This window comes from Streptomyces sp. NPDC002870 (assembly GCF_042888505.1).
GTDB lineage: Bacteria > Actinomycetota > Actinomycetes > Streptomycetales > Streptomycetaceae > Streptomyces.
The window spans coordinates 14232-38158 of record NZ_JBIAPW010000052.1 but is presented as its reverse complement, the minus strand read 5'-3'; the positions used below and the strand labels follow the sequence as shown (position 1 = coordinate 38158).

Below are 23927 nucleotides of genomic sequence, written 5' to 3'. Positions count from 1 at the left end.
CGCCGATGGTACTGCAGGGGGGACCCTGTGGGAGAGTAGGACGCCGCCGAACAATCTTTGTGGGAAAGCCCCGCACCATTTTGGTGCGGGGCTTTTCTGCGTTTAGGGTCCAAGTCATGCGCTATGACCTTGTGATCTTCGACAACGACGGTGTGCTCGTCGACAGCGAACCCGTCGCCAACACCATTCTGGCCGGCTACCTCACCGAGCTCGGGCACCCCACCTCGTACGAAGAGTCCATTCGTGACTACATGGGGGCAGCTGTGCACCGCGTGCACGATCTGGTGAAGGAGCGGACCGGACAGTCGTTGCCCGTGGACTTCGACGACACCCTGCATGCTCGCGTCTTTGCCGCCTTCGAGCGGGAGTTGACCGTCGTGGACGGCGTGACGGAGGTGCTGGAGAAGCTGGTCGCTGACGGGGTGTCGTACTGCGTCGCGTCGTCCGGGAGTCACGCGCGGATCCGGGTCGGGCACCGGAAGACCGGTCTTGACCGGTGGTTCGAGGACGGGACGGTCTTCAGTGCGCAGGATGTGGGGCGGGGGAAGCCGGCGCCGGATCTGTTTCTGTATGCCGCCGAGCGGATGGGGGTCGCACCGGAGCGGTGCGTGGTTGTGGAGGACAGTCCCCTCGGGGTGGCGGCGGCCAGGGCGGCCGGGATGGACGTGTACGGGTTCACGGCGATGACGGCGGCCGGGAAGCTCGATGGGGCCAATGGCTACTTCGGGGCGATGGGGGAGTTGCCCGCACTGCTTGCGTGATCTATCTACCCATGAGTATTTGAGCGGCCTACGCTGTGCGGCCATGACAGATGCGCGGTTGCGGCATGGTCGGGCCTCCTTGGGGTTGAGCTTCTTCGCGCAGGGAGTGGCCTTCGCGCTGCTGGTGACGCGTATCCCCGCCATCCAGGACCGGTACGGGATATCCGACGGGCTGCTGCCCGTGTTTCTGGCGGCCGTGCCCCTGCTCGCCGGGGTGGGCAGTGTGGTCACCGAGCGGCTGGTGAGGCGGGTCGCGCCGAGTGTCGTGCTGCGGTGGGCCCAGCCCGTCGTGGTCCTGGCGCTGCTCGGGGTCGCGGCCGGGAGCGAGATATGGCAGGTGGCGCTCGCGCTCGGCGTGTTCGGGCTGGCGGTGGGAGCGCTGGACGCGTCCATGAACATGCTCGGGGTGAGTCTGCAGCGGGCCTACGGGCGGAGCATCATGCTCGGCTTCCACGCGGCGTACAGCCTGGGCGGGATCGCCGGGGCCTCGCTCGCGTGGGTCGGTGCGCACTGGGATCTGTCGTTGCTCGTGTCGTATCTGCCGGTGGCCGGCGTGCTGTTGCCGGCGGCGCTGGTCGGGAGCCGGTGGTACGCGGACGGAGAGCGGGGCGGGGAGCAGAGCAGGGGGCCGAGTGGGGGTCGGGGTGGAGAGCGGGGTGGGGATGCGGCGCGGAAAGGGGCCCTGGAGGGGCAGGGGGTTGCCTTCAAGCTGTTGTTGCCGCTGTGTCTGGTCATGACCTTCGCGTACATCGGGGACTCGACCGTCTCGAATTGGAGCGCGAAGTATCTGCAGGACGTGCTGGGGAGTTCGGAGGAGCTCGCGACCGTTCCGTACAACGCCTACATGGTCACGACGCTGCTCGGGCGGGCCGTCGGGGATCTTGGGGTGCGGCGGTTCGGGGCGGTGGCGGTTGTGCGGTGCGGGACCGTGCTCGCGGCGGCCGGGTTCGGGGTGGTGGCCGTGGCGCCGGGGGCCTGGGCGGGAATTCTCGGCTTCACGATGCTGGGGCTCGGGCTGTGTGTGATCGTGCCGCAGACGTTCGCGGCGGCGGGGCGGCTGGCTGTGGAGAGCGGCGGTCCTGGGGCGAGTGATGCGGCCGTGGCGCGGCTGAACGTATTCAACTATGTGGGGTTTCTGGTCGGTTCGCCCTTGGTGGGGGCGCTCGGGGATGCGTGGAGCTATCGCTGGGCGATGGTCGTTCCCATGGTGTTGGTGCTGGTGACGTTGCGGTATGCCCGGTCGTTCGAAACGCAACAAGCCGGATACGGTGGCGGGCATGAGCGGCCGCGGGTTGTTGATGTGGGACGAGGCGGTAACGAAGTATGACTTCGGGCACGGCCATCCGATGGATCCGGTGCGGCTCGCGCTGACCATGGGGTTGGTGCGGGCGTACGGGCTTGATCGTGAGGTCGATGTGGTGGCCGCCAAGCCGACCGGGGACTCGACGCTCCGGCTCGTACACCGCGAGGACTATGTGGCGGCGGTGCGGGCGGCGTCGGCGGATCCCCGGGCCGCGGACCAGGCGTACGGGCTGGGCACGATGGACGACCCGGCGTTCGTGGGGATGCATGAGGCGTCGGCGCTGATCGCGGGGCAGTCGGTGGGGGCGGCGGAGGCGGTGTGGCGCGGGGAGTCGGCGCACGCGGTGAACTTCGCGGGCGGGCTGCATCATGCGATGCCGGGTTCGGCGGCGGGGTTCTGCATCTACAACGACGCGTCGCTGGCCATTGCCCGGCTGCTGGAGCTGGGGGCGGAGCGGGTCGCGTATGTGGATGTCGATGTGCATCACGGCGACGGGGTGCAGGCGACGTTCTGGGACGACCCGCGGGTGCTGACGGTGTCGCTGCACGAGCATCCGCGGACGCTCTTTCCGGGGACGGGATGGCCGGAGGAGACGGGAGCGCCGGGGACCGGCGAGGGCAGCGCGGTGAATCTGGCGCTGCCGGCGGGGACGGGCGACGCGGGGTGGCTGCGGGCGTTTCACGCGGTGGTGCCGGAGTTGCTCGCGGACTTCCGGCCGCAGGTGCTGGTGACTCAGCACGGGGCCGATACGCACTTCGAGGATCCGCTGGCGCATTTGGCTGTGTCGTTGGATGCGCAGCGGGCCGTGCAGACCTCTTGTCACGCGTTGGCGCACGAGTACGTGGACGGGGGGCGCTGGGTCGCCCTGGGGGGCGGCGGGTACGCGGTGGTGGACGTGGTGCCACGGTCGTGGACGCATTTGGTCGGGATCGCGGGGCATGCGCCGGTGGAGCCGGAGTCGGTGATTCCGTCGTCGTGGCGGGATGAGGTGTATGCGCGGACGCGGCGGGTGGCGCCGGGGCGGATGACGGATGGGCGGGAGCCGGTGTGGCGGGCCTGGGAGGAAGGGTACGACCCGGCGGATCGCGTTGATCAGGCGGTGCTGGCTACGCGGCGGGCGGTGTTTCCGTTGCGGGGGCTGCTGGCGTAGGGGGTGCGGGTGCCGGGCCCCCGGTTGTGGGGGCCGCGGGGCGGGCCCGGGGTTCCCCGGTGGCGGGAGTCTGCGGGGCGGGTCCCCGGCCTCGGTTGTGGGGGTCCGCAGGGCGCGTCCCAGGTCCCGGGTCCACGTGGCGGGAGTCTGCGGGCGGGGCCGCCCGGTCCTGGGTGCCGACGTCTGCGCGGTGCGGGCGTTCCCCGTGCGGGCTTTCGCGGTGCGGCCCTGCGCGGTGCGGCCCTGCGCGGTGTCGGCATTCGCGGTGTCGGCAATCGCGGTGTCGGCGTTCGCGGGGCGGGCCCTGGGCGGGGCGCCGGCTTTCGAAGTGCTGCCCTTCGCGGTGCCGACATCTGCGCGGTGCCGACGTCTCCGGGTTCTGCCGTTCGCCGTGCTGGCACTCGCCGTGCTGCCCGTTCGCAATGCGGCCGTTCGCGGTGCGACCGGGCCGCTGCGCGGCGTGCCCATTCTCCGTTACGCCAACTGTGCGGCGTGACCAGCCTTTTGGCCCGCCGGATCAGAGCCGTGCGGGAGCATCAGCAGCGTGTTGAGTACCGGAGCGTTACGTGCGCATCTCCTGGCTGCTCGCTTGGCCGGGCCCGTCGCCACGTCGCGGGAGGAGAGTCTGCGCAGTTATCGGCTCTTCGCCGCCAGGGATCCCCGCGTCACCCTCGGGCTCGATCCCGAATGGGACTGGGGCGAGCGTGACTTGATCGCGCTGATGGCCGACAAGTGCGGGGTTTCTGACGACCCCCAACACACCGCCGGGCCCGATGTCATCGATCCGGAGCGGACGTTGAGTGGGCTCGTCGCGTTCGCCGAGAGGCTTGGGAAGGTGGCCGCCCGGCGCGGTGCCGTGCTGTTCGGGACCGGTCATCCGCATCGGCTGCTCGGGTTCTACGCCGAGCTGGCAGACGCTTTGTCGGCGGCGGGGTGTCTCGTACTCACCCCCGCGCAGGGGCGATGTGTCGACATAACGACCCGGTTCGGCGTACGCACGTACAACCTTGAATACGCGCGAGGAGTCGCGCTGATGCGGGAACCCGGCGCACGGGGGGCCGGCAGTGGGACCGGCGCACATACCCACTCACCGCTCCCGGTTCGGGTCGCCCTGGAGGGCGTCGCGGAGTGCGGCGGACCGCTGCCCGAGCTGGTCGTCGGGGACCATGGCTGGGTCTGCGGGGCAGGTCAGCTGGGGATTGAGGCCATCGGCCTGGCCGATACGGACGATCCCGCGCTGTTCGTCGGCGAGGCCGAGGGGCGGGTGTCCGTAGCCGTTCCGCTTGATGACGCTGTGCGGTCTGATTACTACCGACCGCTTACTCGCTATGTACTCAATCGAGCGTGTCTGTCACAGTAGGCGGCCGATGGCTGCTCCTCTTCCCCACTCGCATCACCCGCCCCTAGTCTGGGGAGTGAGCGCACAGCGACGAAGAGTCACCGGAGGGGAAGCCGGTGTGCGTCGTGTGCGGAAGGTACAGGTGGGTCATGGCTGCTGGCAGCGAGAGGCCTCTTAACGAGGTCAAGTTCCTTACCGTGGCGGAAGTCGCCTCGGTGATGCGAGTGTCGAAGATGACCGTGTACCGGTTGGTGCACAGCGGTCATCTGCCGGCGATCCGGGTGGGCAGGTCCTTCCGGGTTCCGGAGCAAGCGGTTCACGAGTACCTCCGCGAATCCTTCGTGGGGGTGGAATCCGCGTAGGCGGGGCCGGTCGGTTCCCCTCGGATTACGTCCCTCACTCGGCGGCAGGTAGGCTAGGCCGACGTAGGTCGTGTGGGCCCAGACGCCCCGCACCGAGTGAAGAGAAGTGAGCGAGGGTAGTCGTGGGCTCTGTTATCAAGAAGCGGCGCAAGCGGATGGCGAAGAAGAAGCACCGCAAGCTGCTCAAGCGCACCCGCGTTCAGCGTCGTAACAAGAAGTAAGCGACAGGCTGTACGTGTCGCCGCGGCCCTTCCACCAGAACGGTGGGAGGGCCGCGGTGTGTTTTGGCGACCCACTTTTGCGTCCATTTCTGCGACGCCGACGAAAGTGCGTCGTGCGGTCATCACAGCGCAACACCGAACCGCTACGGTGACGCGTAAAGGTGGACCTAGGCGGACCTATGGGAAGGCGCTGGTCTTGGGGAAGGTCGTGCTCGTCACCGGAGTGGCCCGGCAGCTCGGAGGCCGTCTCGTACGGCGCATCCAGCGGGATCCCGAGGTGGACCGGGTGATCGGCGTCGACGCGGTGGGCCCCCAGCATCATCTGGGCGGGGCCGACTTCGTCCGCGCGGACATCCGCCAGCCCGCGATAGCGCGGGTGCTGGCCGAGTATGCCGTCGACACCGTCGTGCACATGGACGTCACGGGTACGCCGCTCGGCGCCGGCGGCCGTACGACGGTCAAGGAGACCAACGTCATCGGCACCATGCAACTGCTCGGAGCCTGCCAGAAGTCGCCGACGGTCAAGCGGCTGGTGATCAAGTCCAGTACGAGCGTGTACGGCTCCGCGCCCCGCGACCCCGCCGTCTTCACCGAGACCACCCCGCCCAAGTCCCTGCCGAGCGGCGGCTTCGCGAAGGACGCGGTGGAGGTCGAGGGATACGTACGCGGCTTCGCCCGGCGGCGGCCCGACGTCGCGGTGTGCGTGCTGCGCTTCGCGAACATCCTCGGCCCGTGCGCGGACTCCCCGCTCGCCGAGTTCTTCTCGCTGCCCGTCATGCCGACCGTCTTCGGCTACGACCCCCGGCTGCAGTTCGTCCACGAGGATGACGTGATCGACGTGCTGCGGATCGCTCTGCACGAGCCGCGGCGCGGAACGCTCAACAGCGGCACGTTCAATGTCGCGGGCGACGGCGTGCTGCTGCTCTCGCAGTGCTCACGGCGGCTGGGGCGGCCGACGATGCCGGTGCTGCTGCCCGCCGTCACCTGGGTCGGCTCCGCGCTGCGCACGGTCGGGATCACGGACTTCTCGCCCGAGCAGATCCGGCTGCTCACGCACGGCCGGGTGGTGAGCACTTCGCAGATGCGCGAGACACTTGGCTTTGACCCGAAGTACACGACCGCGGAGGCCTTCGCGGACTTCGCCCGCAGCCGGGGGCCGGGGCTGTTGCCGCCGGAGACCCTGGCGAGGGCGGTGGACAAGGTGGCGGAGGCGCTGCCCTTCGTGGGCGGTGCGCATGCGCGTACGAGAGCCGGGCAGACGGATGCCACGGCCCAGGCCGCCCGGAACGCCAAAACCACGCAGACCACGCAGACCACCAAGCCCACCAAGACGACTCAGAGCGACGCCGAATAAGGAGCGCAGCCAACGATGGCGGACGCCAAGGTCATTCCGTTCGACGACGACCGTTCGCGCGGCAGCGCGCAGCGATCGGCGCGGCGGCGCCCCGCGGGGGGCGGCCGCCGGAAGGCCGAGCCCGCGGCGGTACGCGAGGTTCCGGTCAGCCCCGTGCCTGCTCAGGGGCCGGTGCGGGCTGCCGAATCGATTGGCCAGGAGCCACCGGCGGCCAAGGAGCGGGTGGGCGTGAGCGCCGGCTGGGAGCGGCGGATCGCGGGCGGTCTTGCGTTCCTGCGCCGCCGGGTCACCGGTGACTATGAGGTCGACGAGTTCGGGTACGACAAGGAGCTCACCGACCAGGTCCTGATGTCGCTGGTCCGGCCGCTGTACGAGAACTACTTCCGGGTCGAAGTGAAGGGCATCGAGAACATCCCGTCCGACGGCGGGGCGCTGGTGGTGTCCAACCACTCGGGGACGCTGCCGCTGGACGGGCTGATGATGCAGGTCGCCGTCCACGACAACCATCCGGCGGGCCGTCATCTACGGCTGCTCGCCGCGGACTTGGTTTTCATGCTGCCGGTGGTCAACGAGCTGGCTCGCAAGGCCGGTCACACCCTGGCGTGCACCGAGGACGCGGAGCGGCTGCTGCAGCGCGGTGAGGTCGTCGGGGTGATGCCGGAGGGCTTCAAGGGCATCGGTAAGCCGTTCAGCGACCGCTACAAGCTTCAGCGGTTCGGGCGCGGCGGCTTTGTGTCGACGGCGCTGCGGGCGGGGGTGCCGATCGTGCCGTGCTCGATCGTCGGGGCGGAGGAGATCTACCCGATGATCGGCAACGCGAAGACGCTGGCGCGGCTGCTGGGCTTCCCGTACTTCCCGATCACGCCTACGTTCCCGTGGCTCGGGCCGCTGGGTGCGGTGCCGCTGCCGACGAAGTGGACGATCCAGTTCGGCGAGCCGATCCCGACGGACGGGTATCCGCCGGAGGCGGCGGAGGATCCGATGCTGATGTTCAACCTGACGGACCAGGTGCGGGAGCAGATCCAGCACACGCTGTACAAGCTGCTGGTGCAGCGCCGGTCGGTGTTCTTCTGAGACCTGGGCTGCCGCGCGGCGGTGCGGTGCTCGGCGGACGGAGTCCGGCGCAGCTGTCCGAAGCCCGCGGAGCGGCGCGAGGGCGGCAGACAGGAGAGGTCAAGCTGCTGGTGCAGCGCCGGTCGGTGTTCTTCTGAGACCTGGCTGCTGCTGGTACCTGGGCTTCCTCGGGACATGCGTGAGGGCGACTGCTCCCCCTCGGAGCAGCCGCCCTCACCTGTGACCTATTGATCGTCCTCGCTCTCGAAGCCAAGCCCCGGCAGGATCCCCGGCAGCAGCGGCGGGATCGTGACATCCGGCTGCGGCGGCGTGGAGTGCTTGCCGGACGGGGGCGGTGACGCGCCGTTCGCCGGGGGGTCGAACAAGCCGCCCGTGTTCCCGCCGAGCAGGCCCTCGTCCGCCGTGGTGCCCGAACCGGACGGGCGCGGCCAGCCGACCTCGCCGGGGTGGTTGTCGCCCGTCCCGGTTGCGGACGGTGTCGTAGGCCCAGGGCCCGAGGTCCGGCCGGTGTCCTGCGTGGCCGAGTCGGGCTGCTGCGAGGCGCGGCCCTTCTCCGGGGGCCGGGGCAGCATCGACTCCAGCGGGCCGACCTCCTGGTCTATGGCCTCGAAGACGGAGTTCACCTCGTCGCCGACATCGGTCAGCTGGACCGGCAGCCGGTCGCGAAGTCCGTTCCACGCGTCGCGGTGGGACCGGGAGAACGAATTGAGCGTCGCCATCGGGCCGAGCGACCCGTCCCGTTCGTACGCCGCGCTCAGCAGGCGGTGTCCCTCGCTGGCGTCGTGCCGCATGCCGTTGAGCGCGCGGCGGACCTCGCCGAGCGACTCGTGGTCCATGTCGCCCGCCCGGCCGCGCTCCATGAGGCGGCGGGCCTCGCTGAGGCGGGTGGAGGCCTGGTCGAGGTAGAGCCCGCCGCGGTCGGAGTCGTCGTCCGCCATGCCGAGCTTGAAATCTTCCATGCCACGCTTCAGCCCGTACAGCGAGTCACCCGGAAGGGCCTCGGAACTGGCAGCAGCCACTCCGCTGAACGCCCCCGCGGCGACGCCGACGGTGAGACCGCCGGCTGCGATCCCCTTCGACCAGCGTGAGCGCGGGCGCATTTTCCGGAGCCGGGAGGCCCGATGGGCGCCTCGGCCGGTCGTCCGCTGCCCGGGCACCGTAGAGCCCGCGGACGCACCTCCCGAGGCGAACATCTCTTCCATGGCAGCCACGAGCTGTGCTCGCTGCACCACCTTGACCTCGGGGTCCAGCTCCGGTTTCGGCAGCTCGCCGAGACCGTTCACCAGAGCCAACAGCCGTCCGTGCTCGGTCGGTTCGACCGATTCCGCGGGCTGCTCGGCCGCCTGGTCTTCCAAGGCCTGGGCGAAGGCGTTCGCCCGCCGGTGCGCCGAAACTTGTCCGATCACTGGCGGCACCTCCTCTCGTCATGACGATCGACTCCCCTCGGGGTCCGGAAGGTTGCACGCCTTGAGCACATCCACACGATCGAGTGAGTGGCTGTGGGCATGGCGTGACCACAGGGAGTCTGCATCCCGCACAACGAGCGTCGCGGCACTTGGGTTACGCGCGACAGATGATCGGACCAGTGCGTCATCGAGGCGTCACCGATTGTGAGTTGAGGGTTCAGCGGGCGTCGTCGGGGAGGAGCCGGGCCAGGGTACGCACCGCTCGGTACTGGAGGGTTTTGATCGCGCCCTCGTTCTTGCCCATCACTCTGGCCGTCTCGGCGACCGAGAGGCCCTGCAGGAAGCGCAGGGTCACGCACTCCTGCTGCTGAGGGTTGAGCTTGCGGACCGCTTCCAGCAGCGCGGCGTTCGACAGGGACTCCAGGACGGAGTCTTCGGGGCTGCGCTCGACCTCGTTGGCGTCGAGCATTTCGCCGGTGGTCACTTCCAGCCGGAAACGGCTGGACTTGAAGTGGTCGGCGACCAGATTGCGGGCGATCGTGACCAGCCAGGCGCCGAAGTCGCGGCCCTGCCAGGTGAAGGTGGAGATACGGCGTAAGGCGCGCAGGAAGGTCTCGCTGGTGAGGTCCTCGGCCGTCGCCTTGCCGCCCACGCGGTAGTAGATGTAGCGATAGACGGTGTCGCTGTACTGGTCGTAGAGACGGCCGAAGGCGTCGGCCTCGCCCGCCTGGGCGCGCTCGACCAGGTCCATCATGCGGGCGCTGTCGCTGTCGGCGCTGGGCCGGCGGGCGGTGGTCGAGGCGCCGGAGCCTCCCCGGCTGCCCCGTCTGCCGACCTCCCGCCCGCCGCCCGACCTCCGCCCCTCGACGACGGCACTGCGCCCCGGCACCTTCTCGATGCCGTCGGCCAGGGCGTAGCAGGGGGCGGCAGGGCCGCTTACGGCAAGGCGGGGCGTGGCGAATGCGGGGACGGCGTACGCGGTGGGGACGAAGCCGCGCAAGTGGTCGAGGACCGCTGCGCGCAGCGTAGCCAGGCCCGAGGCGTCAACCCCGACGTGTGGGTACACGGGACTCCCAGAGGCAGAGCTTCCATCACGTGCAGTGCGGGATCATTCACCCGTCGTGATGACTGGTGGGATCCTTCATGCGTCTGAGGAGAATAACGCTTCGTACAGGCAGTGCTACACCCAGTTGCCCAAATCGTCGTTTCCGTCGCTTCTCTTACGCCTCTGCGGCGCATCAAGTAACACTTTGTGAGCGCTTGTTGATCGAATTGCGACACGATCTGTCTTATCGTGCGGTGAGTTGTGCCCGGCCGGTGGCAACAGGACTGGCCGGGGGCCTGCCCGGGTAGGGGGCCCGGATTGGCCCCCGGCGCGTCGTCCGCCCCGGCGTGGGCCGAAGGGGTCAGCCGAAGTCGGCCCACAGTCGGCCGAAGTCGGCGGAAGCCTCCGGAGGGGGCAGCCAGACGGGTCAGCCGCAGCGGTCAGTCGCAGCGCTAGCCGCAGCGTTCAGCGGCGGCGGCGGTGCAGGGCGACCGCGGCGGCCGTCCCGCCCGCGATGGCGCCCACGCCGGCCGCGGCCGGGATGCCGACCTTGGCGGCCTTGCGGCCTGTCCGGTAGTCACGCAGCCGCCATTCGAGCGCACGTGCGTGCTTGCGGAGCTTGGTGTCCGGGTTGATGGCGTACGGATGTCCCACCAGCGAAAGCATCGGGATGTCGTTGTGCGAGTCGCTGTACGCCGCGCAGCGCGTCAGGTCCAGGCCCTCGGCGGCGGCCAGCGCGCGCACCGCCTCTGCCTTGGCGGGACCGTGCAGCGGCTCGCCCACGAGCTTGCCGGTGTACACGCCGTCCACCGACTCGGCGACGGTGCCCAGTGCGCCGGTCAGGCCGAGGCGGCGGGCGATGATCGTCGCGGTCTCCACCGGAGCCGCGGTCACCAGCCAGACCTTCTGGCCCGCGTCGAGGTGCGCCTGGGCGAGGGCGCGGGTGCCGGGCCAGATGCGGTCGGCCATGTACTCGTCGTAGATCTCCTCGCCGATGCTCATCAGCTCGGAGACGCGGTGGCCCTTGACGATGGACAGGGCGGACTCGCGGACGTCCTGCATATGCTCCGGGTCCTCGACGCCGGCGAGCCGGAACCACGTCTGCTGCCAGGCGAACCGGGCCAGTTCGCGGCGCTGGAAGAACTTCCGCTTGTACAGGCCGCGGCCGAAGTGGAAGATCGCGGCGCCCTGCATCACGGTGTTGTCGAGGTCGAAGAAGGCTGCGGCCCGGTCGTCCCCGGTGACGGGGAACTCCGGTTCGCGGGCCGGGGCAGTGCCGTCCCGAGCCTCGAGTGCGTCGAGCGCCTCGAGTTGCTGCGACGACTTGCGCGCTGCCTCGGCCGCTGCCTCGCCTGCGAGCACGCTCCGCGCGGTGGCGGAGCGTCTACGGGGGGTGAGCCATCCCAGTGCGGCCATGTCGTGAGCATAGCCAGTCTGTTCGTCACTTCCCGACACGCCGGAATGCCATGGCGTGAACTCTCCGCGACCGGTCCGTTAAACGGGTGATTCCGTATGTACCGGACTGGGGGCCCCACCGCGCGGACGCGGGCGGAGAATGGCTGCATGAGTCCTGTGTTGCGGCGTACCAAGAAGAAGGCCGGCGAACGCGTGGTGACGCTGATCGGGAAGCCGGGATGTCACCTCTGTGACGACGCGCGGGCCGTGATCGAGGAGGTGTGCACCGAGACGGGTGCGTCCTGGGAGGAGAAGGACATCACTCAGGACGAGGCGCTGCACCGGGCGTACTGGGAGCAGATTCCGGTTGTCCTGGTCGACGGGGAGCAGCACACCTTCTGGCGTGTCGACGCCGGGCGACTGCGCCGCGCGCTGGGGGCGTGACCGGAATGTTCGTCACGATCGGGGCCGTTCTGGCGGGAATTCTCCGGCGGGCACGGCTCTATCGGGACCCGATGCGGGCAGGGCACAGTGGGCTGTCTCGGGGCATATTCGTGAGGAGTGTGTGCGGTCTTGCACCCTTCGGATCTTCAACGGACCGGTGCGGTTCGTGGTTCCTGGGTCGCGCGCCCGAATCGCGTGACCCCGGTCACTTTGCACGGACAAAACGGACACCATCTTTGTGCACGCGTTCACAAAGACATAGCCTGCATTCGACGGGGCGGTCCTTGGACGTACGGCCGCCTGCAGCCTCGCTCATCCCGCAGGAGCACCGTGGCAACTGGCCGAAATCACAGACCGGCGACCCGTAGCCGAGGAATCCCCGAGGCCACCGTCGCCAGGCTTCCGCTGTACCTGCGCGCCCTGACCGCGCTGTCCGAGCGGTCCGTGCCCACGGTCTCGTCCGAGGAGCTCGCGGCCGCGGCCGGGGTCAACTCCGCGAAGCTGCGCAAGGACTTCTCCTACCTCGGCTCCTACGGGACGCGGGGCGTCGGTTACGACGTTGAGTACCTCGTCTACCAGATCTCCCGCGAGCTGGGCCTGACCCAGGACTGGCCGGTCGTCATCGTCGGCATCGGTAACCTCGGCGCCGCGCTCGCCAACTACGGCGGGTTCGCCTCCCGCGGCTTCCGCGTCGCCGCGCTGATCGACGCGGACCCGTCGATGGCCGGCAAGCCGGTGGCCGGGATGCCCGTCCAGCACACCGACGAGCTCGAGAAGATCATCAGTGACAACGGGGTGTCGATCGGTGTCATCTCGACGCCCGCAGGCGCGGCGCAGCAGGTGTGCGAACGCCTGATCGCGGCCGGCGTCACCTCCATCCTCAACTTCGCCCCCACCGTCCTCTCCGTGCCGGACGGCGTGGATGTGCGCAAGGTCGACCTCTCGATCGAGCTGCAGATCCTCGCCTTCCACGAGCAGCGGAAGGCCGGCGAGGAGGCCGAGGCCGCGGCAGGCCGGAAGGGACCGGACGGGGACATGCCCGCCGTGATGCCGGCATGAGCCTTCTGGTCGTCGGACTGAGCCACCGCAGTGCGCCGGTGAGCGTGCTGGAGCGGGCCTCGCTCGCCGCGGACACGCAGATCAAGCTGCTCCAGGACACGCTGGCCGCGGAGCCCGCGGCCGAGGCGGCGGTGCTTGCCACGTGCAACCGCATCGAGCTGTACGCGGACGTGGACAAGTTCCACGCGGGTGTCGCCGAGCTGTCGACGCTGCTGGCGCAGCACAGCGGGGTCGGGCTCGAGGAGCTCACTCCGTATCTCTATGTGCACTACGAGGACCGGGCCGTCCACCACCTCTTCTCGGTGGCGTGCGGGCTCGACTCCATGGTCGTCGGCGAGGGACAGATCCTCGGGCAGATCAAGGACGCGCTCGCGCTGGGCCAGGAGACGCACACCGCGGGCCGGCTGATCAACGACCTCTTCCAGCAGGCGCTGCGCGTCGGCAAGCGCGCGCACAGCGAGACCGGGATCGACCGGGCGGGCCAGTCGCTCGTCACGTTCGGCCTGGAGCAGCTGGCGGACGGCGCGGACGTCGAGGGCTGGGCCGCGGGCAAGCGGGTGCTGGTCATCGGCGCGGGCTCGATGTCCTCGCTTGCGGCGACGACGCTGGCGCGGCTGGGCGTACGAGAACTCGTCATCGCCAACCGGACGCTGGAGCGCGCGGAGCGGCTGGCGGCGGTGCTGAACGAGCCGGGCGGGATGACGGTGCGTGCGGTGACGATGGCCGCTGTCGCCGAAGAGCTGACACGTGCCGATGCGGCGGTGTCCTGCACGGGTGCGACAGGCCTGGTCCTGACGGCGGAATCGGTCGCGGCGGCACTCGCGGTCCCGTCCGCCCCGCAGGCGCGGGACGATCTGCGCGCCCCGGACGGCAGTCTGGTGGCCCGCCTCGCGGCGATGGCGGCGAGGGACGGGCGTATCGCGGACCGCTCGGCGTCGTCGGGCTCCGGCGTCGCGGACGCGGGCGCGGGCGCGGGCGCGGCGGGCGCGTACGGCCGTACGGCCGCGGACGACCCGGCCGCGCAGCCCGGCCAGGCCGCATCCCCGGCCGCCGGTACCCCCTCCGGCTTCGCCGGGCCGGAAGCCCGGACCGCGGACAGGTCCGATGCGGGCTCCGCCCCGAGCCCCGCGCCTCAGACTCCCCCAGACTTCGTCCCCGGGGACCCCCAGGGGCTGAATCTTCCAGCCCGTCCGGCGATTGCGGACATGGCCGAAGGGCGTGCCGACGGCGGGCTCGCTGAGAGCTGCCCTGTGGGGCTGGACCAGTTGCACGCTGAGGACCTTGCGCAGCACGGGACCTGGGTCGACAACGCGGACCGGGCCGCCCGCCGCGTCGTCGTAGCGGCCGGCCGGGAGACCCGCACCGCGGGCGTACGGCTCGCGTTGCTCGATCTGGCCATGCCGCGGGACATCGACGGCGCCGTCCACCGGCTCGCCGGGGTCCGGCTCGTCGACATCGAGTCGCTCGCAGAGGCCTCCGCCGACGCCCCCATGGCCGCCGACGTGGACCAGGTGCGCGGCATCGTCTCCGACGAAGTCGCCGCCTTCGGCGCCGCCCAGCGCGCCGCGCACATCACGCCGACCGTCGTCGCCCTGCGCACCATGGCGGCGGATGTCGTCGCCGGTGAGGTCGCCCGGCTCGAAGGCCGTCTCCCCGACCTGGACGACAAGGAGCGCGCCGAGATCACCCAGACGGTGCGCCGCGTCGTCGACAAGCTCCTGCACGCGCCCACCGTGCGGGTGAAGCAGCTCGCGAGCGAGCCCGGCGGCGCCGGGTACGCGGACGCGCTGCGGACACTTTTCGACCTCGACCCGGAGACGGTCGCCTCCGTCAGCCGGGCCGACATGAATGACGCCGATGTCAAGAACCGAGGGCGAGTATGACCGAGAGGGCCGAAAGGCCACTGAGGCTCGGGACCAGGCGCAGCGCGCTGGCCATGGCCCAGTCCGGGCAAGTGGCTCAGGCGGTGCGCCAGTTGACCGGCCGTGCCGTCGAGCTCGTCGAGATCACCACGTACGGGGACACCTCCCGTGAGAATCTCGCACAGATCGGCGGTACGGGAGTCTTCGTCACCGCACTGCGGGACGCCGTGCTGCGGGGTGACGTCGACTTCGCCGTTCACTCGCTGAAGGACCTGCCCACCGGGCAGCCCGTCGACCTGACGCTCGCGGCCGTGCCGCCGCGCGAGGACCCGCGGGACGCGCTGGTGGCACGCGACGGCCTGACCTTCGCCGAGCTGCCGTCCGGCGCTCGCGTCGGCACCGGCTCGCCGCGCAGGATGGCGCAGCTCAACGCCTACGCCCGCAGCCACGGCATGGCCATCGAGATCGTGCCGATCCGCGGCAACGTCGACACCCGGATCGGATATGTACGCAGCGGGGAGCTGGACGCCGTGGTGCTTGCCGCGGCCGGGCTCAACCGCCTCGGCAGGAGCGACGACGTCACCGACTTCCTGTCCGTCGACTTCGTCCTGCCCGCCCCCGGCCAGGGGGCCCTGGCGATCGAATGTGCCGCCGGCAACACCGGAACAGGTACAGACCTCGCCGCCGCACTCGCCGAGCTCGACGACCCGGAAACCCGGGCCGCCGTGACCGCCGAGCGTTCCCTGCTCGCCGCCCTGGAGGCCGGCTGCTCCGCACCTGTGGGTGCGCTGGCCGACCTGCTGGCCGACGGACAGGTTGTCACTGAGATGCGCCTGCGCGGCGTCGTCGGTACAACCGACGGCTCGACGCTGGTGCAGCTGTCCACCACCGGTCCCGTACCCACGTCGCTCGGCGACGCCATCGCGCTCGGTCGCGAACTCGCGTCCGAGATGCTCGCCAAGGGTGCGGCCGGTCTTATGGGGGAGCGAGCACTTTGAGCCCCACCGCCAATACATCCTCGACGTTCTCGGCACACGGGCACGTCACCTTCCTCGGCGCCGGACCCGGCGACCCCGGACTGCTGACACTGCGCGCCGTCGAGGCGCTCGCGCGCGCCGACGTACTGATCGCCGAGCCGGATGTGCTCGACGTCGTACGCAGCCATGCACGAGCGGGCGTAAGCACGCCTGAACTGACGGTTGTTGACGAGGCGTCAACAGCCGCCGGAATCCCCGTCCTCAGGGATGCGGCCAATCTTGTCATGGAGGCCGCACGGGGCGGCAAGCGGGTCGTACGAGCGGTGACCGGCGACCCGGGCCTGGACACCGACGCAGGTCAGGAGATGCTCGCGTGCGCCGCGGAGGGGATTACCTTCGAGGTCGTGCCGGGTGTCGCCACCGCGGTGGGCGTGCCCGCGTACGCCGGTGTGCCGCTGCGCGACGCGCAGGGTACGGACGTCCGCTTCGTCGACGCCCGTACCGCGAGCGAGCGGTGCTGGACCGAGGTCGGCGCGAGCGATGCCACGGTCGTCGTCTCCACGACGCTGGAGACGGTCGCCGCGGCGGCGGGTGAGCTGGTGGCCGCGGGCCGCAAGCCGGACACCCCGCTGACCGTCACCGTCGCCGGTACGACGACGCGCCAGCGGACGTGGACCGCGACGCTGGGCACGATCGCGCAGACGCTGAAGCAGGCGAAGGTGCTGCCGTCCCCGGAGGGCCATCGGCCCGTCATAGCCGTGGTCGGTGAGCGCAGTGCCGCCGCCCAGCGCGACCAGCTCGCGTGGTTCGAGTCCAAGCCGCTCTTCGGCTGGAAGGTGCTCGTACCGCGGACCAAGGAGCAGGCGGCTTCGCTCTCCGACCAGTTGCGTTCGTACGGCGCCGTGCCGCACGAGGTGCCGACCATCGCCGTCGAACCGCCGCGCACGCCGCAGCAGATGGAGCGCGCGGTCAAGGGCCTGGTGACGGGCCGCTATGAGTGGATCGCTTTCACGAGCGTGAACGCCGTGAAGGCGGTGCGGGAGAAGTTCGAGGAGTACGGGCTCGACGCCCGCGCTTTCGCGGGGATCAAGGTCGCCGCGGTGGGGGAGCAGACGGCCGCCGCACTGGTCGACTTCGGCGTCAAGCCGGACCTGGTGCCAAGCGGGGAGCAGTCCGCGGCGGGGCTGCTCGATGACTGGCCGCCGTACGACCCCGTCTTCGACCCGATCGACCGGGTGTTCCTGCCGCGCGCCGACATCGCCACGGAGACGCTGGTCGCCGGGCTGATCGAGCTCGGGTGGGAGGTCGACGACGTCACCGCGTACCGGACGGTGCGGGCGTCGCCGCCGCCGGCGGACACGCGCGAGGCGATCAAGGGCGGTGGCTTCGACGCGGTGCTGTTCACGTCGTCGAGCACGGTTCGGAATCTGGTCGGCATCGCCGGCAAGCCGCACAACGTGACCGTCATCGCGTGTATCGGTCCCGCGACCGCGAAGACCGCGGAGGAGCACGGCCTGCGGGTGGATGTGCTGTCGCCGGAGCCGTCGGTGCACAGGCTGGCGGAGGCGCTGGCGGAGTTCGGCGCGCAGCGGCGGGCGGCGGCGGTTGAGGCGGGGGAGCATGTGACGCGGCCGAGTGAGCGGCGGCCGGGGGGTCGCCGGAGACGGACGACGTAGCCCTGGCGGGGCGGGTTTCGCGGGGCGGGTGCGGTGGGGTGCGGCTCGCCTGCGGCGGGGCTGTTCCCCTACCCGCCCTCCCCCTACGCCCTGGCGGGCGTGGGAGGTACCCCCATCCCGAACTGGGGGCAAGCCCCCAGACCCCAGTACGCGCTGCGCGCGTGTCCTCAAACGCCGGACGGGCTGGATGTGCGGCTTGGCCGCACATCCAGCCTCGCCGGCGATTGAGGCGCGGGGTGCGGGGCGGAGCCCCGGTCAGGGCCGCACATCCAGCCCCGCCGGCGATTGAGGCGCGGGGTCTGGGGCGGAGCCCCAGGGAAGGCCCCGCGCCGACGGGCTGTCGGTACGTGGGGCCTCCCGACCGGCGTAGCGTTGCCGCTATGACTGCGTACGGATCCTTTCCCGGCGCGCGGCCGCGGCGGCTGCGCACGACCCCCGCGATGCGGCGCATGGTCGCCGAGACCCGGCTGCATCCCGCCGATCTGATCCTTCCCGCGTTCGTACGGGAAGGGATCAGCGAGCCCGTCGCCATCTCCGCGATGCCCGGCGTGGTGCAGCACACCCGCGATACTCTCCGTAAGGCCGCCGTCGACGCGCTTGAGGCGGGAGTCTCCGGAATCATGCTCTTCGGCGTGCCGGAGGACGAGAAGAAGGACGCCCTCGGGTCCGCGGGTCTGGACCCGGACGGGATTTTGCAGGTCGCCCTGCGGGACGTCCGGGCCGAGGTCGGGGACGAGCTCGTGATCATGTCGGACGTGTGCCTCGACGAGTACACGGACCACGGGCACTGCGGCGTACTGGACGAGCACGGCCGCGTTGACAACGACGCGACCTTGGAGCGGTACGCCGAGATGGCGCAGGTCCAGGCCGACGCCGGCGCCCATGTCGTCGGGCCCAGCGGCATGATGGACGGCCAGGTCGGCGTCATCCGCGATGCGCTCGACGCCATCGGCAAGGAGGACGTGTCGATCCTGGCCTACACGGCCAAATACTCCTCCGCCTTCTACGGCCCCTTCCGCGAGGCCGTCGGTTCCTCGCTCAAGGGTGACCGCAAGACGTACCAGCAGGACTCGGCCAACGTCCGTGAGTCCCTGCGGGAGTTGGCGCTGGACCTGGAAGAGGGCGCGGACATGGTGATGGTCAAGCCCGCCGGGCCGTACCTCGACGTGCTGGCCAAGGTCGCGGCCGAGGTGGACGTGCCGGTCGCCGCGTACCAGATCAGCGGTGAGTACGCGATGGTCGAGGCAGCCGCCGAGAAGGGCTGGATCGACCGGGACAAGGCGATCGCCGAGACGCTGCTGGGTATCAAGCGCGCGGGCGCGAGCATGATCCTCACCTACTGGGCGACGGAAGTCGCGCAGGGGCTCGGCGCAGGTCGCTGACGAAGGAACCTTCCCGACGGCCCGGTGCACGCACGCGCACCGGGCCCTCCGCCGTGCCGGTCACGCAACGGCGTAGTTCCCCAGGGCCGGTTCGAGCATGTCGAAGGCGCGGGCAGCCTCGTCCGCGACGGCCTGGGCGATGTCGTCGTCGGTACGGCCCGCGAGGGTGAGCTCCGGGATACGCCGGAACAGCACCCGGTGCACCGCGCCGAGCAGGGCCGCGGCAGACGCGGGCGTGAGCCGGGGTCCCGGCTCACGCCCGCGTGAGCAACGCGGCTGCGTCTACGGCGCGTTGAGCACCGTGCCGGTCAGGACCGGGCCGTGCGGTTCGCCCTCGTCGTCGGTGGGCTGGAGGCCCACGTACTCCGTCGGCTCAGCCTTCTCGTCACGGATCGTGGGCACGGTCACCTCCGCGCTGGTCTTCCCGGCCGGTACCGACACCCACACGTTGGCGTGCTCCAGCTGGGACAGGGGGACTTCACCGTCGGGGACATGGCCGATCAGGTCCAGCAGCCACTGCCGGTCGACGTCCTTGGTGGACAGCTCGGTGCGGTCCGGGACGGGGACGATCTGCAGCGTCTTCGTGATCTCCACGTCGGCGGGCACGGACAGGGAGATCTGCCACTTGAGGGGCTGGCCCTCGGTCACCTTGTCGGCGACAGGCTTCACCGTGATCTTGGGCATCGGGTCGTCGTTCTCGGCGGTGACCCCGCCGGCGTGCGAGCCGACGACGGCCCCGCGCACCGCCTTCACGAGCACGTCGTGGGAGACGTCCCAGGCGTACCGCTTGTTGCCCTTCACCTGCACCGACACGTCGATGCTGCTGCCACCGGGCCGCACTGTCACCAGCCGGTCCTTCGACTTGCCGGTGGCCGGGTCGAGGACGTACAGCCGGACCGTGCCGCTGCCCTTCCCGGACACGCGGACGGGCACCCGGTACGTGCGGACGCCCGAGTCGCCCTCCTTGACCTTGAGGCGACCGATGTCGACACGGGCCAGGGAGGCTTCCTTCACGGCGGGGGTGCCTGGGCTCCACGCCCAGGCGTCCATCAGCCACGCCTGTCCGGAGCGTGTGCGCGGGCTCAGCTCCAGAGAGGCGATGTGGCGCAGGTCGAGGCCGGCGCGGGTGGCCGCGGTGAGCGGTACGCGCACCTCGCGCGCCCAGTAGGAGGCGGTGCGGTCGCTGCCCGGGAGGCCGTCCACCTGCACGCGACCGAGGTTCGCCCGTTTGCCGGAAGCGTCGGTGACGGACACGTCGAGCTGCGTGCCGGTGGAGTTCGGCGGCACGAACACGCGCAGTGCGAGGTTCTTGGCCCCCTTGACGGAGAGAGGCTTCTCCGGACGCACCTTCACCGCCGAGCCCGGCGCGGACCAGCGCAGCGCCACGGCGCGGCGGCCGGTCTCGCGTTCCGGCGCCCAGTGCGCGAAGTGCGGCGAGGAGCCCCCCGCCTCCGCGTCCAGACAGGCGGCGCGCGGGTCGGGATCGATCGCGGAGCACAGCCGTCCGCCGGTCACCTTCACGGAGCCGTCCGGCAGGAAACCGGCGCCGCGGTTCGCACCGACCGCGTGGGTCAGCACCCGCGCGGGGTCGGCGGAGGGGGCGCGGCGGCCCGAGCCGTCGAGCAGCTCGCGCACCCGGTCGTCACCGGCGACGAACAGCCGGGCCGCGGTGGCGATGTAGGTGGCGCCGGCCCGGTGCTGCTGGTCGGCGGTCAGCCGGGTCGCGGTGCCCGGCGAGCACACCGGGTCCGGCTGCTCGGGGTCGTGCCAGAAGTCGTCGTTGGCGGGTGCCTGGGCCTGGCCCGGCGTCCACTCGCTGTTGAAGTAGTTGTGGTTGGCGCCGACCATGTAGACCGCGCTGTGCAGGGCCTTGCCCCGGCTGACGCCGCGGGTGCCGTCTGCGTACACCTGGCCCTGGAGATCGGAGACGTCGCCGTCGCAGCCCGGCAGGATCGTCAGCGACGGCACGTCCGCCACCGGGTTCTGGCCGAAGATCGTCGGTCCGATGAGCACGGTCCCGCGGATGTGCCAGCGCACCTTTCCGCGGTAGCCGTCCTGGCCGGCCGGGGGCGGGTAGAGGCTGTCCATGGCGGCTCGGTTGACGCCCTCGCCACCACGCGAGTGGCCGACGAGCAGGACGCGGGACAGGTCGGCCTTCGGCGCCTTGCGTACGGCCGCGGGCGCCGCGGACGGCTTGGCGGCCCAGTCGGCCCAGCGGGCCAGGTGGGTGCGCACCAGGGAGGAGCGCGCCTGCGCCCCGGCGTCCTCGAGGTTCCCGTCCTGGCCGTTGATGCCGTTGGCGGAGATCGACACGGTCACATAGCCCTGGGAGGCCAGCAGCTTCTGGTCGCGCAAGTAGCCCCGGTGGCTCGGGATCGGCTTGGAACCCTTGGCGCAGGGCCAGTCGATATTCGGCTCGTCGCTGCCCGGGACGTAGCAGGTGGCGTGCCGGCCGTGCAGGAACAGTGCGACCGGACGCTTGCCCTTGGCGTCCTTCGGTGCGACGACGACGCCGCGCATCTCGACGGGCGCGGGGAGGCCGGGCAGACGTATCGAGTCGAGCGAGTACTCGCCGGTGACCGTGCGGTACGTGCCCGGCTTGCCCGGGTCGACGGAGCCAGCCGGGAGCTGGGCGGGCGGCTTGGCGGCGGGTTGCGCGGAACGCCGGTCGCGGGCGCCTTCGGCCTTCTGGTCCAGCCGCCGGCCGGCCGCCAGGACCTGAAGGTCCGCCAGGTCTGCTGTGCGCGCCTCGGAGAGCGGCAACCGGAAGGTCCGGCCGTCCTCATCCGGCTCGGGCGCGCCGACCAGCTTGCCGTCGGCATGGAACTCCACGCGCGCGTTACCCGCGGGCACCGGCCGCGGGGAACGCCACTCCAGCGCGCTCTCCCCGTCGGTGTTCGTGATCCGCCAGCCGGGTGGCAGACCGTCCTCGTCGTTCGCCGCCGTGGCGGGCCGGACATCAGGTGGCTGCGGCTGGGCCTGCGCCACTGCCGGCGACACCCCCGCCACCGTGAGCACCGCTATCGCGGTGGCCCATATTCTCCGGGCACGTATCAACGCTCTCTCTCCTCAACCCCCCGACTGGGACGCCCGGTTGGGCCCGGGAGTCTCTTGACCCCGGAGGACGGGGAGAAGATCCCGTGGGTTGCCTGCGGGCGCGTGAACAGGGAGTGGCCACCGTGACTGTGGCGCGAAATGGGGCTCACATGGCTGACCGCGGGCCGGGGGGTGCGTTCTCCCCGGCCCGCGGTCTGTATGGGGGTGGCGTCAGCAGTACAGGTTGGAACCTGTCGGCACGCCCAGGATCTGCGTGAACCGCGTGTAGTTGTTCACGCGGCTCTGCACCTGCGCCGGATTCTTGCCGTCGCATTCGAGCGAGCCGTTGATGGAGCGGATGGTCTGGCCGAAGCCCGCCTGGTTGACCATCGCGTTGTGCGGGGTCATCGTGCCGGGACCGTTCTGGGTGTTCCAGTACCAGAGGCCGGTCTTCCAGGCGACCGCGGCGTCGTTCTGGACAAGCCAGGGGTTGTTGAGCAGGTCGATGCCGAGCGCGTCTCCCGCAGCCTTGTAGTTGAAGTTCCAGCTCAGCTGGATCGGGCCGCGGCCGTAGTACGCCGCCTGGCCGGCCGGGCAGCCGTAGGGCCGGCTCCAGTCGCAGTAGTGCGGGTAGTTGGCCTGGTTCTGCTCCACGATGTGGACCAGACCGCCCGTCTCGTGGCTGACGTTGGCGAGGAAGGCGGCGGCCTCCTGCTTCTTGACCGTGTTGCTGCCGGTGTTCGCGAAGCCCGGGTACGCGCCGAGGGCCGCCTTCAGCCCGTTGTACGTGTAGAACGAATTCCGGTTCGGGAACATCTGGTTGAACTGCGCCTCGCTCACGACGAACCCGGACGGGTCCGGGTTCCCGCCACCGCTGCAGGTGTACGGGTCCCAGTACCAGGTGCTGATGAGGGGGTCGTAACCCGGGTTGTCGTGCTCGGCTATGTAGTACTTGCCGTCCGTGTATTTGACAACGTTGCCAGTGCCGTACCAAGTACCGGCTGACCAGTTCGGCGCGGAGGTGCAGGCGTCCGCGGTGGCGGCGGTGGCGGCGGTGGCGGGCATGAAGACCGCTGCCAGTCCGCTTCCCACGAGGACCGCGATCAGCAACGCGATGATGCGGTGTCTCAGCACTCGATCACTCCTTAGAGCGGCAACGACCGTGCCCGGAGCGGGCGTTGACGCCTCCGGGCAGGCCGTGGTGGGGGGCTTGCCGCACACTCAAGCGTGTTGACGTGATCGAGTCAAGGTATAGACCAATGCGACCTGAGGTCAGCCGAAAATTGTCCCTCCGGTCAGTCCCACCAGAAGGTCCAGTGCTGCTTGCCCAGCAGGCCCTCCGCCGCGTACTCGCGGATCGTGTCGTACCCCTGCCGGACGTTGTCCGGGCAGAACGCGTGGTGCTCTGCGGCGACTGCGAGCGCCTCCGTCATCGTGCGGGGCGGGGCCGCGACGGAGACGTCCAGGCGGTCGAAGTGCAGCGCGACCACGCGCAGGCCGAAGCGGTCCTCCCAGGAGCGCAGGACGGTGGACAACAGACCGGTGTCCGAGTGGCTGCCGGCGGCGGTCCAGCCCAGCGCGCTGAGAATGTCCGCGCTACGGCGTACGGGTATCAGCCCGGCCCGCGCGCCGGGCAGCCGACCGGCGTCAAGCAGGTCGGCGGCGACGCGTGCGGCCGTGACGTCGGGGTCGCCCACCGGCTCGCCCGAGGGGGCGAGGCCCGGCCACTCGGGTGTGAACGGGGCGATGGTGTCCGCGTCGTCCTCGGCCTCGTTCTCCGCCATGTCGTAGTCCCACAGGGACGCCAGCACCTCTTCGACGTCGTGGTCGTCCGGATGCGACACACGGTCGAGATCGAGACCCTGGTCCCAGGGGAGGGAGCGGTCTGTGTCGTTGACGAGCAGCACCGGGTGCAAGCCAGACGCCTCGCGGGTGGGGATCAGGCGCGCCCAAGTGTCGTGCTGAGCGGGCTCGTTCGCGTACCAGAGGGACGGCTGGACGCGCATGGCACCGGACGGCAGGTCCAGGCCGAGTGCGTTCGGGTTGATCACCATGCAAGCGACTTTATGGGTCGCCACTGA

At 70.5% G+C, this 23927-nt stretch carries 22 protein-coding genes; 15 read left to right on the top strand and 7 right to left on the bottom strand.

What is annotated here, in order from left to right:
* Positions 1–116 precede the first annotated feature (116 nt).
* From ACFYWY_RS36265 to ACFYWY_RS36225, 9 genes are all read left to right on the top strand, one after another.
* The gene (locus ACFYWY_RS36265; protein WP_389195153.1) at positions 117–761 is read left to right on the top strand and encodes an HAD family hydrolase; all 645 of its coding nucleotides are present in this window, start codon (positions 117–119) and stop codon (positions 759–761) included.
* 43 nt (positions 762–804) lie between these two features.
* Positions 805–2088 carry an MFS transporter gene (locus tag ACFYWY_RS36260; RefSeq protein ID WP_389195150.1) on the top strand — a complete coding sequence of 428 codons (1284 nt, stop codon included), beginning with the start codon at positions 805–807 and terminating at the stop codon, positions 2086–2088.
* Positions 2039–3214: an acetoin utilization protein AcuC gene (locus ACFYWY_RS36255; protein WP_389195147.1), complete on the top strand. Its 1176-nt coding sequence runs from the start codon at positions 2039–2041 to the stop codon at positions 3212–3214. The genes ACFYWY_RS36260 and ACFYWY_RS36255 overlap by 50 nt, the downstream gene beginning before the upstream one ends.
* A 205-nt stretch (positions 3215–3419) precedes the next feature.
* Positions 3420–3710, top strand: coding sequence for a hypothetical protein (locus tag ACFYWY_RS36250; RefSeq protein WP_389195145.1), 291 nt, complete (start codon positions 3420–3422; stop codon positions 3708–3710).
* A 48-nt stretch (positions 3711–3758) separates the two neighbouring features.
* A complete protein-coding gene (locus tag ACFYWY_RS36245) occupies positions 3759–4574 on the top strand; it encodes a phosphatase (protein ID WP_389195142.1) in 816 nt (271 codons plus the stop codon).
* Positions 4575–4702: 128 nt separating this feature from the next.
* Positions 4703–4915 carry a helix-turn-helix domain-containing protein gene (locus ACFYWY_RS36240; RefSeq protein WP_014046653.1) on the top strand — a complete coding sequence of 71 codons (213 nt, stop codon included), beginning with the start codon at positions 4703–4705 and terminating at the stop codon, positions 4913–4915.
* A 122-nt stretch (positions 4916–5037) separates the two neighbouring features.
* Complete coding sequence (locus ACFYWY_RS36235) at positions 5038–5136, top strand: 30S ribosomal protein bS22 (RefSeq protein ID WP_003948845.1); 99 nt, start codon at positions 5038–5040, stop codon at positions 5134–5136.
* Between the two features lie 196 nt (positions 5137–5332).
* A complete protein-coding gene (locus ACFYWY_RS36230; RefSeq protein WP_389195139.1) occupies positions 5333–6490 on the top strand; it encodes an NAD-dependent epimerase/dehydratase family protein in 1158 nt (385 codons plus the stop codon).
* Between the two features lie 15 nt (positions 6491–6505).
* Positions 6506–7564, top strand: a complete 1059-nt coding sequence (locus tag ACFYWY_RS36225) for a lysophospholipid acyltransferase family protein (protein WP_389195136.1) — start codon at positions 6506–6508, stop codon at positions 7562–7564.
* A 224-nt stretch (positions 7565–7788) separates the two neighbouring features.
* Here the strand turns inward: ACFYWY_RS36225 and ACFYWY_RS36220 are convergent, their stop codons facing one another.
* The 3 genes from ACFYWY_RS36220 to ACFYWY_RS36210 form a co-directional block, all read right to left on the bottom strand.
* Positions 7789–8970 (bottom strand): DUF5667 domain-containing protein, encoded by a 1182-nt coding sequence (locus ACFYWY_RS36220; protein WP_389195133.1) that lies wholly within the window; start codon positions 8968–8970, stop codon positions 7789–7791.
* A 217-nt stretch (positions 8971–9187) separates the two neighbouring features.
* Positions 9188–10036: an ECF subfamily RNA polymerase sigma factor, BldN family gene (locus ACFYWY_RS36215; RefSeq protein ID WP_389195130.1), complete on the bottom strand. Its 849-nt coding sequence runs from the start codon at positions 10034–10036 to the stop codon at positions 9188–9190.
* A gap of 444 nt (positions 10037–10480) precedes the next feature.
* Entirely contained in the window at positions 10481–11431 is a 951-nt protein-coding gene (locus ACFYWY_RS36210) for an HAD family hydrolase (protein ID WP_389195127.1), read from the bottom strand.
* 147 nt (positions 11432–11578) lie between these two features.
* Here ACFYWY_RS36210 and ACFYWY_RS36205 point away from each other — a divergent pair, with 147 nt between their 5' ends.
* The 6 genes from ACFYWY_RS36205 (at position 11579) to hemB (ending at position 18810) form a co-directional block, all read left to right on the top strand.
* Positions 11579–11854 (top strand): glutaredoxin family protein, encoded by a 276-nt coding sequence (locus tag ACFYWY_RS36205; RefSeq protein WP_389195124.1) that lies wholly within the window; start codon positions 11579–11581, stop codon positions 11852–11854.
* Between the two features lie 330 nt (positions 11855–12184).
* Positions 12185–12913: a redox-sensing transcriptional repressor Rex gene (locus ACFYWY_RS36200; RefSeq protein ID WP_389195121.1), complete on the top strand. Its 729-nt coding sequence runs from the start codon at positions 12185–12187 to the stop codon at positions 12911–12913.
* Entirely contained in the window at positions 12910–14796 is a 1887-nt protein-coding gene (locus ACFYWY_RS36195; RefSeq protein WP_389195118.1) for a glutamyl-tRNA reductase, read from the top strand. The genes ACFYWY_RS36200 and ACFYWY_RS36195 overlap by 4 nt, the downstream gene beginning before the upstream one ends.
* Positions 14793–15773, top strand: a complete 981-nt coding sequence (gene hemC, locus ACFYWY_RS36190; RefSeq protein WP_389195115.1) for a hydroxymethylbilane synthase — start codon at positions 14793–14795, stop codon at positions 15771–15773. The genes ACFYWY_RS36195 and hemC overlap by 4 nt, the downstream gene beginning before the upstream one ends.
* Complete coding sequence (locus ACFYWY_RS36185; protein WP_389195112.1) at positions 15770–17428, top strand: uroporphyrinogen-III synthase; 1659 nt, start codon at positions 15770–15772, stop codon at positions 17426–17428. Before hemC ends, ACFYWY_RS36185 begins: the two co-directional genes overlap by 4 nt.
* 380 nt (positions 17429–17808) lie before the next feature.
* A complete protein-coding gene (gene hemB, locus ACFYWY_RS36180; protein ID WP_389195109.1) occupies positions 17809–18810 on the top strand; it encodes a porphobilinogen synthase in 1002 nt (333 codons plus the stop codon).
* 60 nt (positions 18811–18870) lie between these two features.
* Here the strand turns inward: hemB and ACFYWY_RS36175 are convergent, their stop codons facing one another.
* The 4 genes from ACFYWY_RS36175 to ACFYWY_RS36160 form a co-directional block, all read right to left on the bottom strand.
* Positions 18871–19014: a hypothetical protein gene (locus ACFYWY_RS36175; protein WP_389195106.1), complete on the bottom strand. Its 144-nt coding sequence runs from the start codon at positions 19012–19014 to the stop codon at positions 18871–18873.
* A gap of 78 nt (positions 19015–19092) precedes the next feature.
* Positions 19093–21867, bottom strand: coding sequence for an alpha/beta hydrolase family protein (locus tag ACFYWY_RS36170; RefSeq protein WP_389195103.1), 2775 nt, complete (start codon positions 21865–21867; stop codon positions 19093–19095).
* A gap of 210 nt (positions 21868–22077) precedes the next feature.
* Positions 22078–22956: a chitinase gene (locus ACFYWY_RS36165; RefSeq protein WP_389195156.1), complete on the bottom strand. Its 879-nt coding sequence runs from the start codon at positions 22954–22956 to the stop codon at positions 22078–22080.
* A 185-nt stretch (positions 22957–23141) separates the two neighbouring features.
* On the bottom strand, positions 23142–23900 hold the full coding sequence (locus ACFYWY_RS36160) for a DUF4253 domain-containing protein (RefSeq protein ID WP_389195100.1): 759 nt from the start codon (positions 23898–23900) through the stop codon (positions 23142–23144).
* Between the last annotated feature and the right edge of the window lie 27 nt (positions 23901–23927).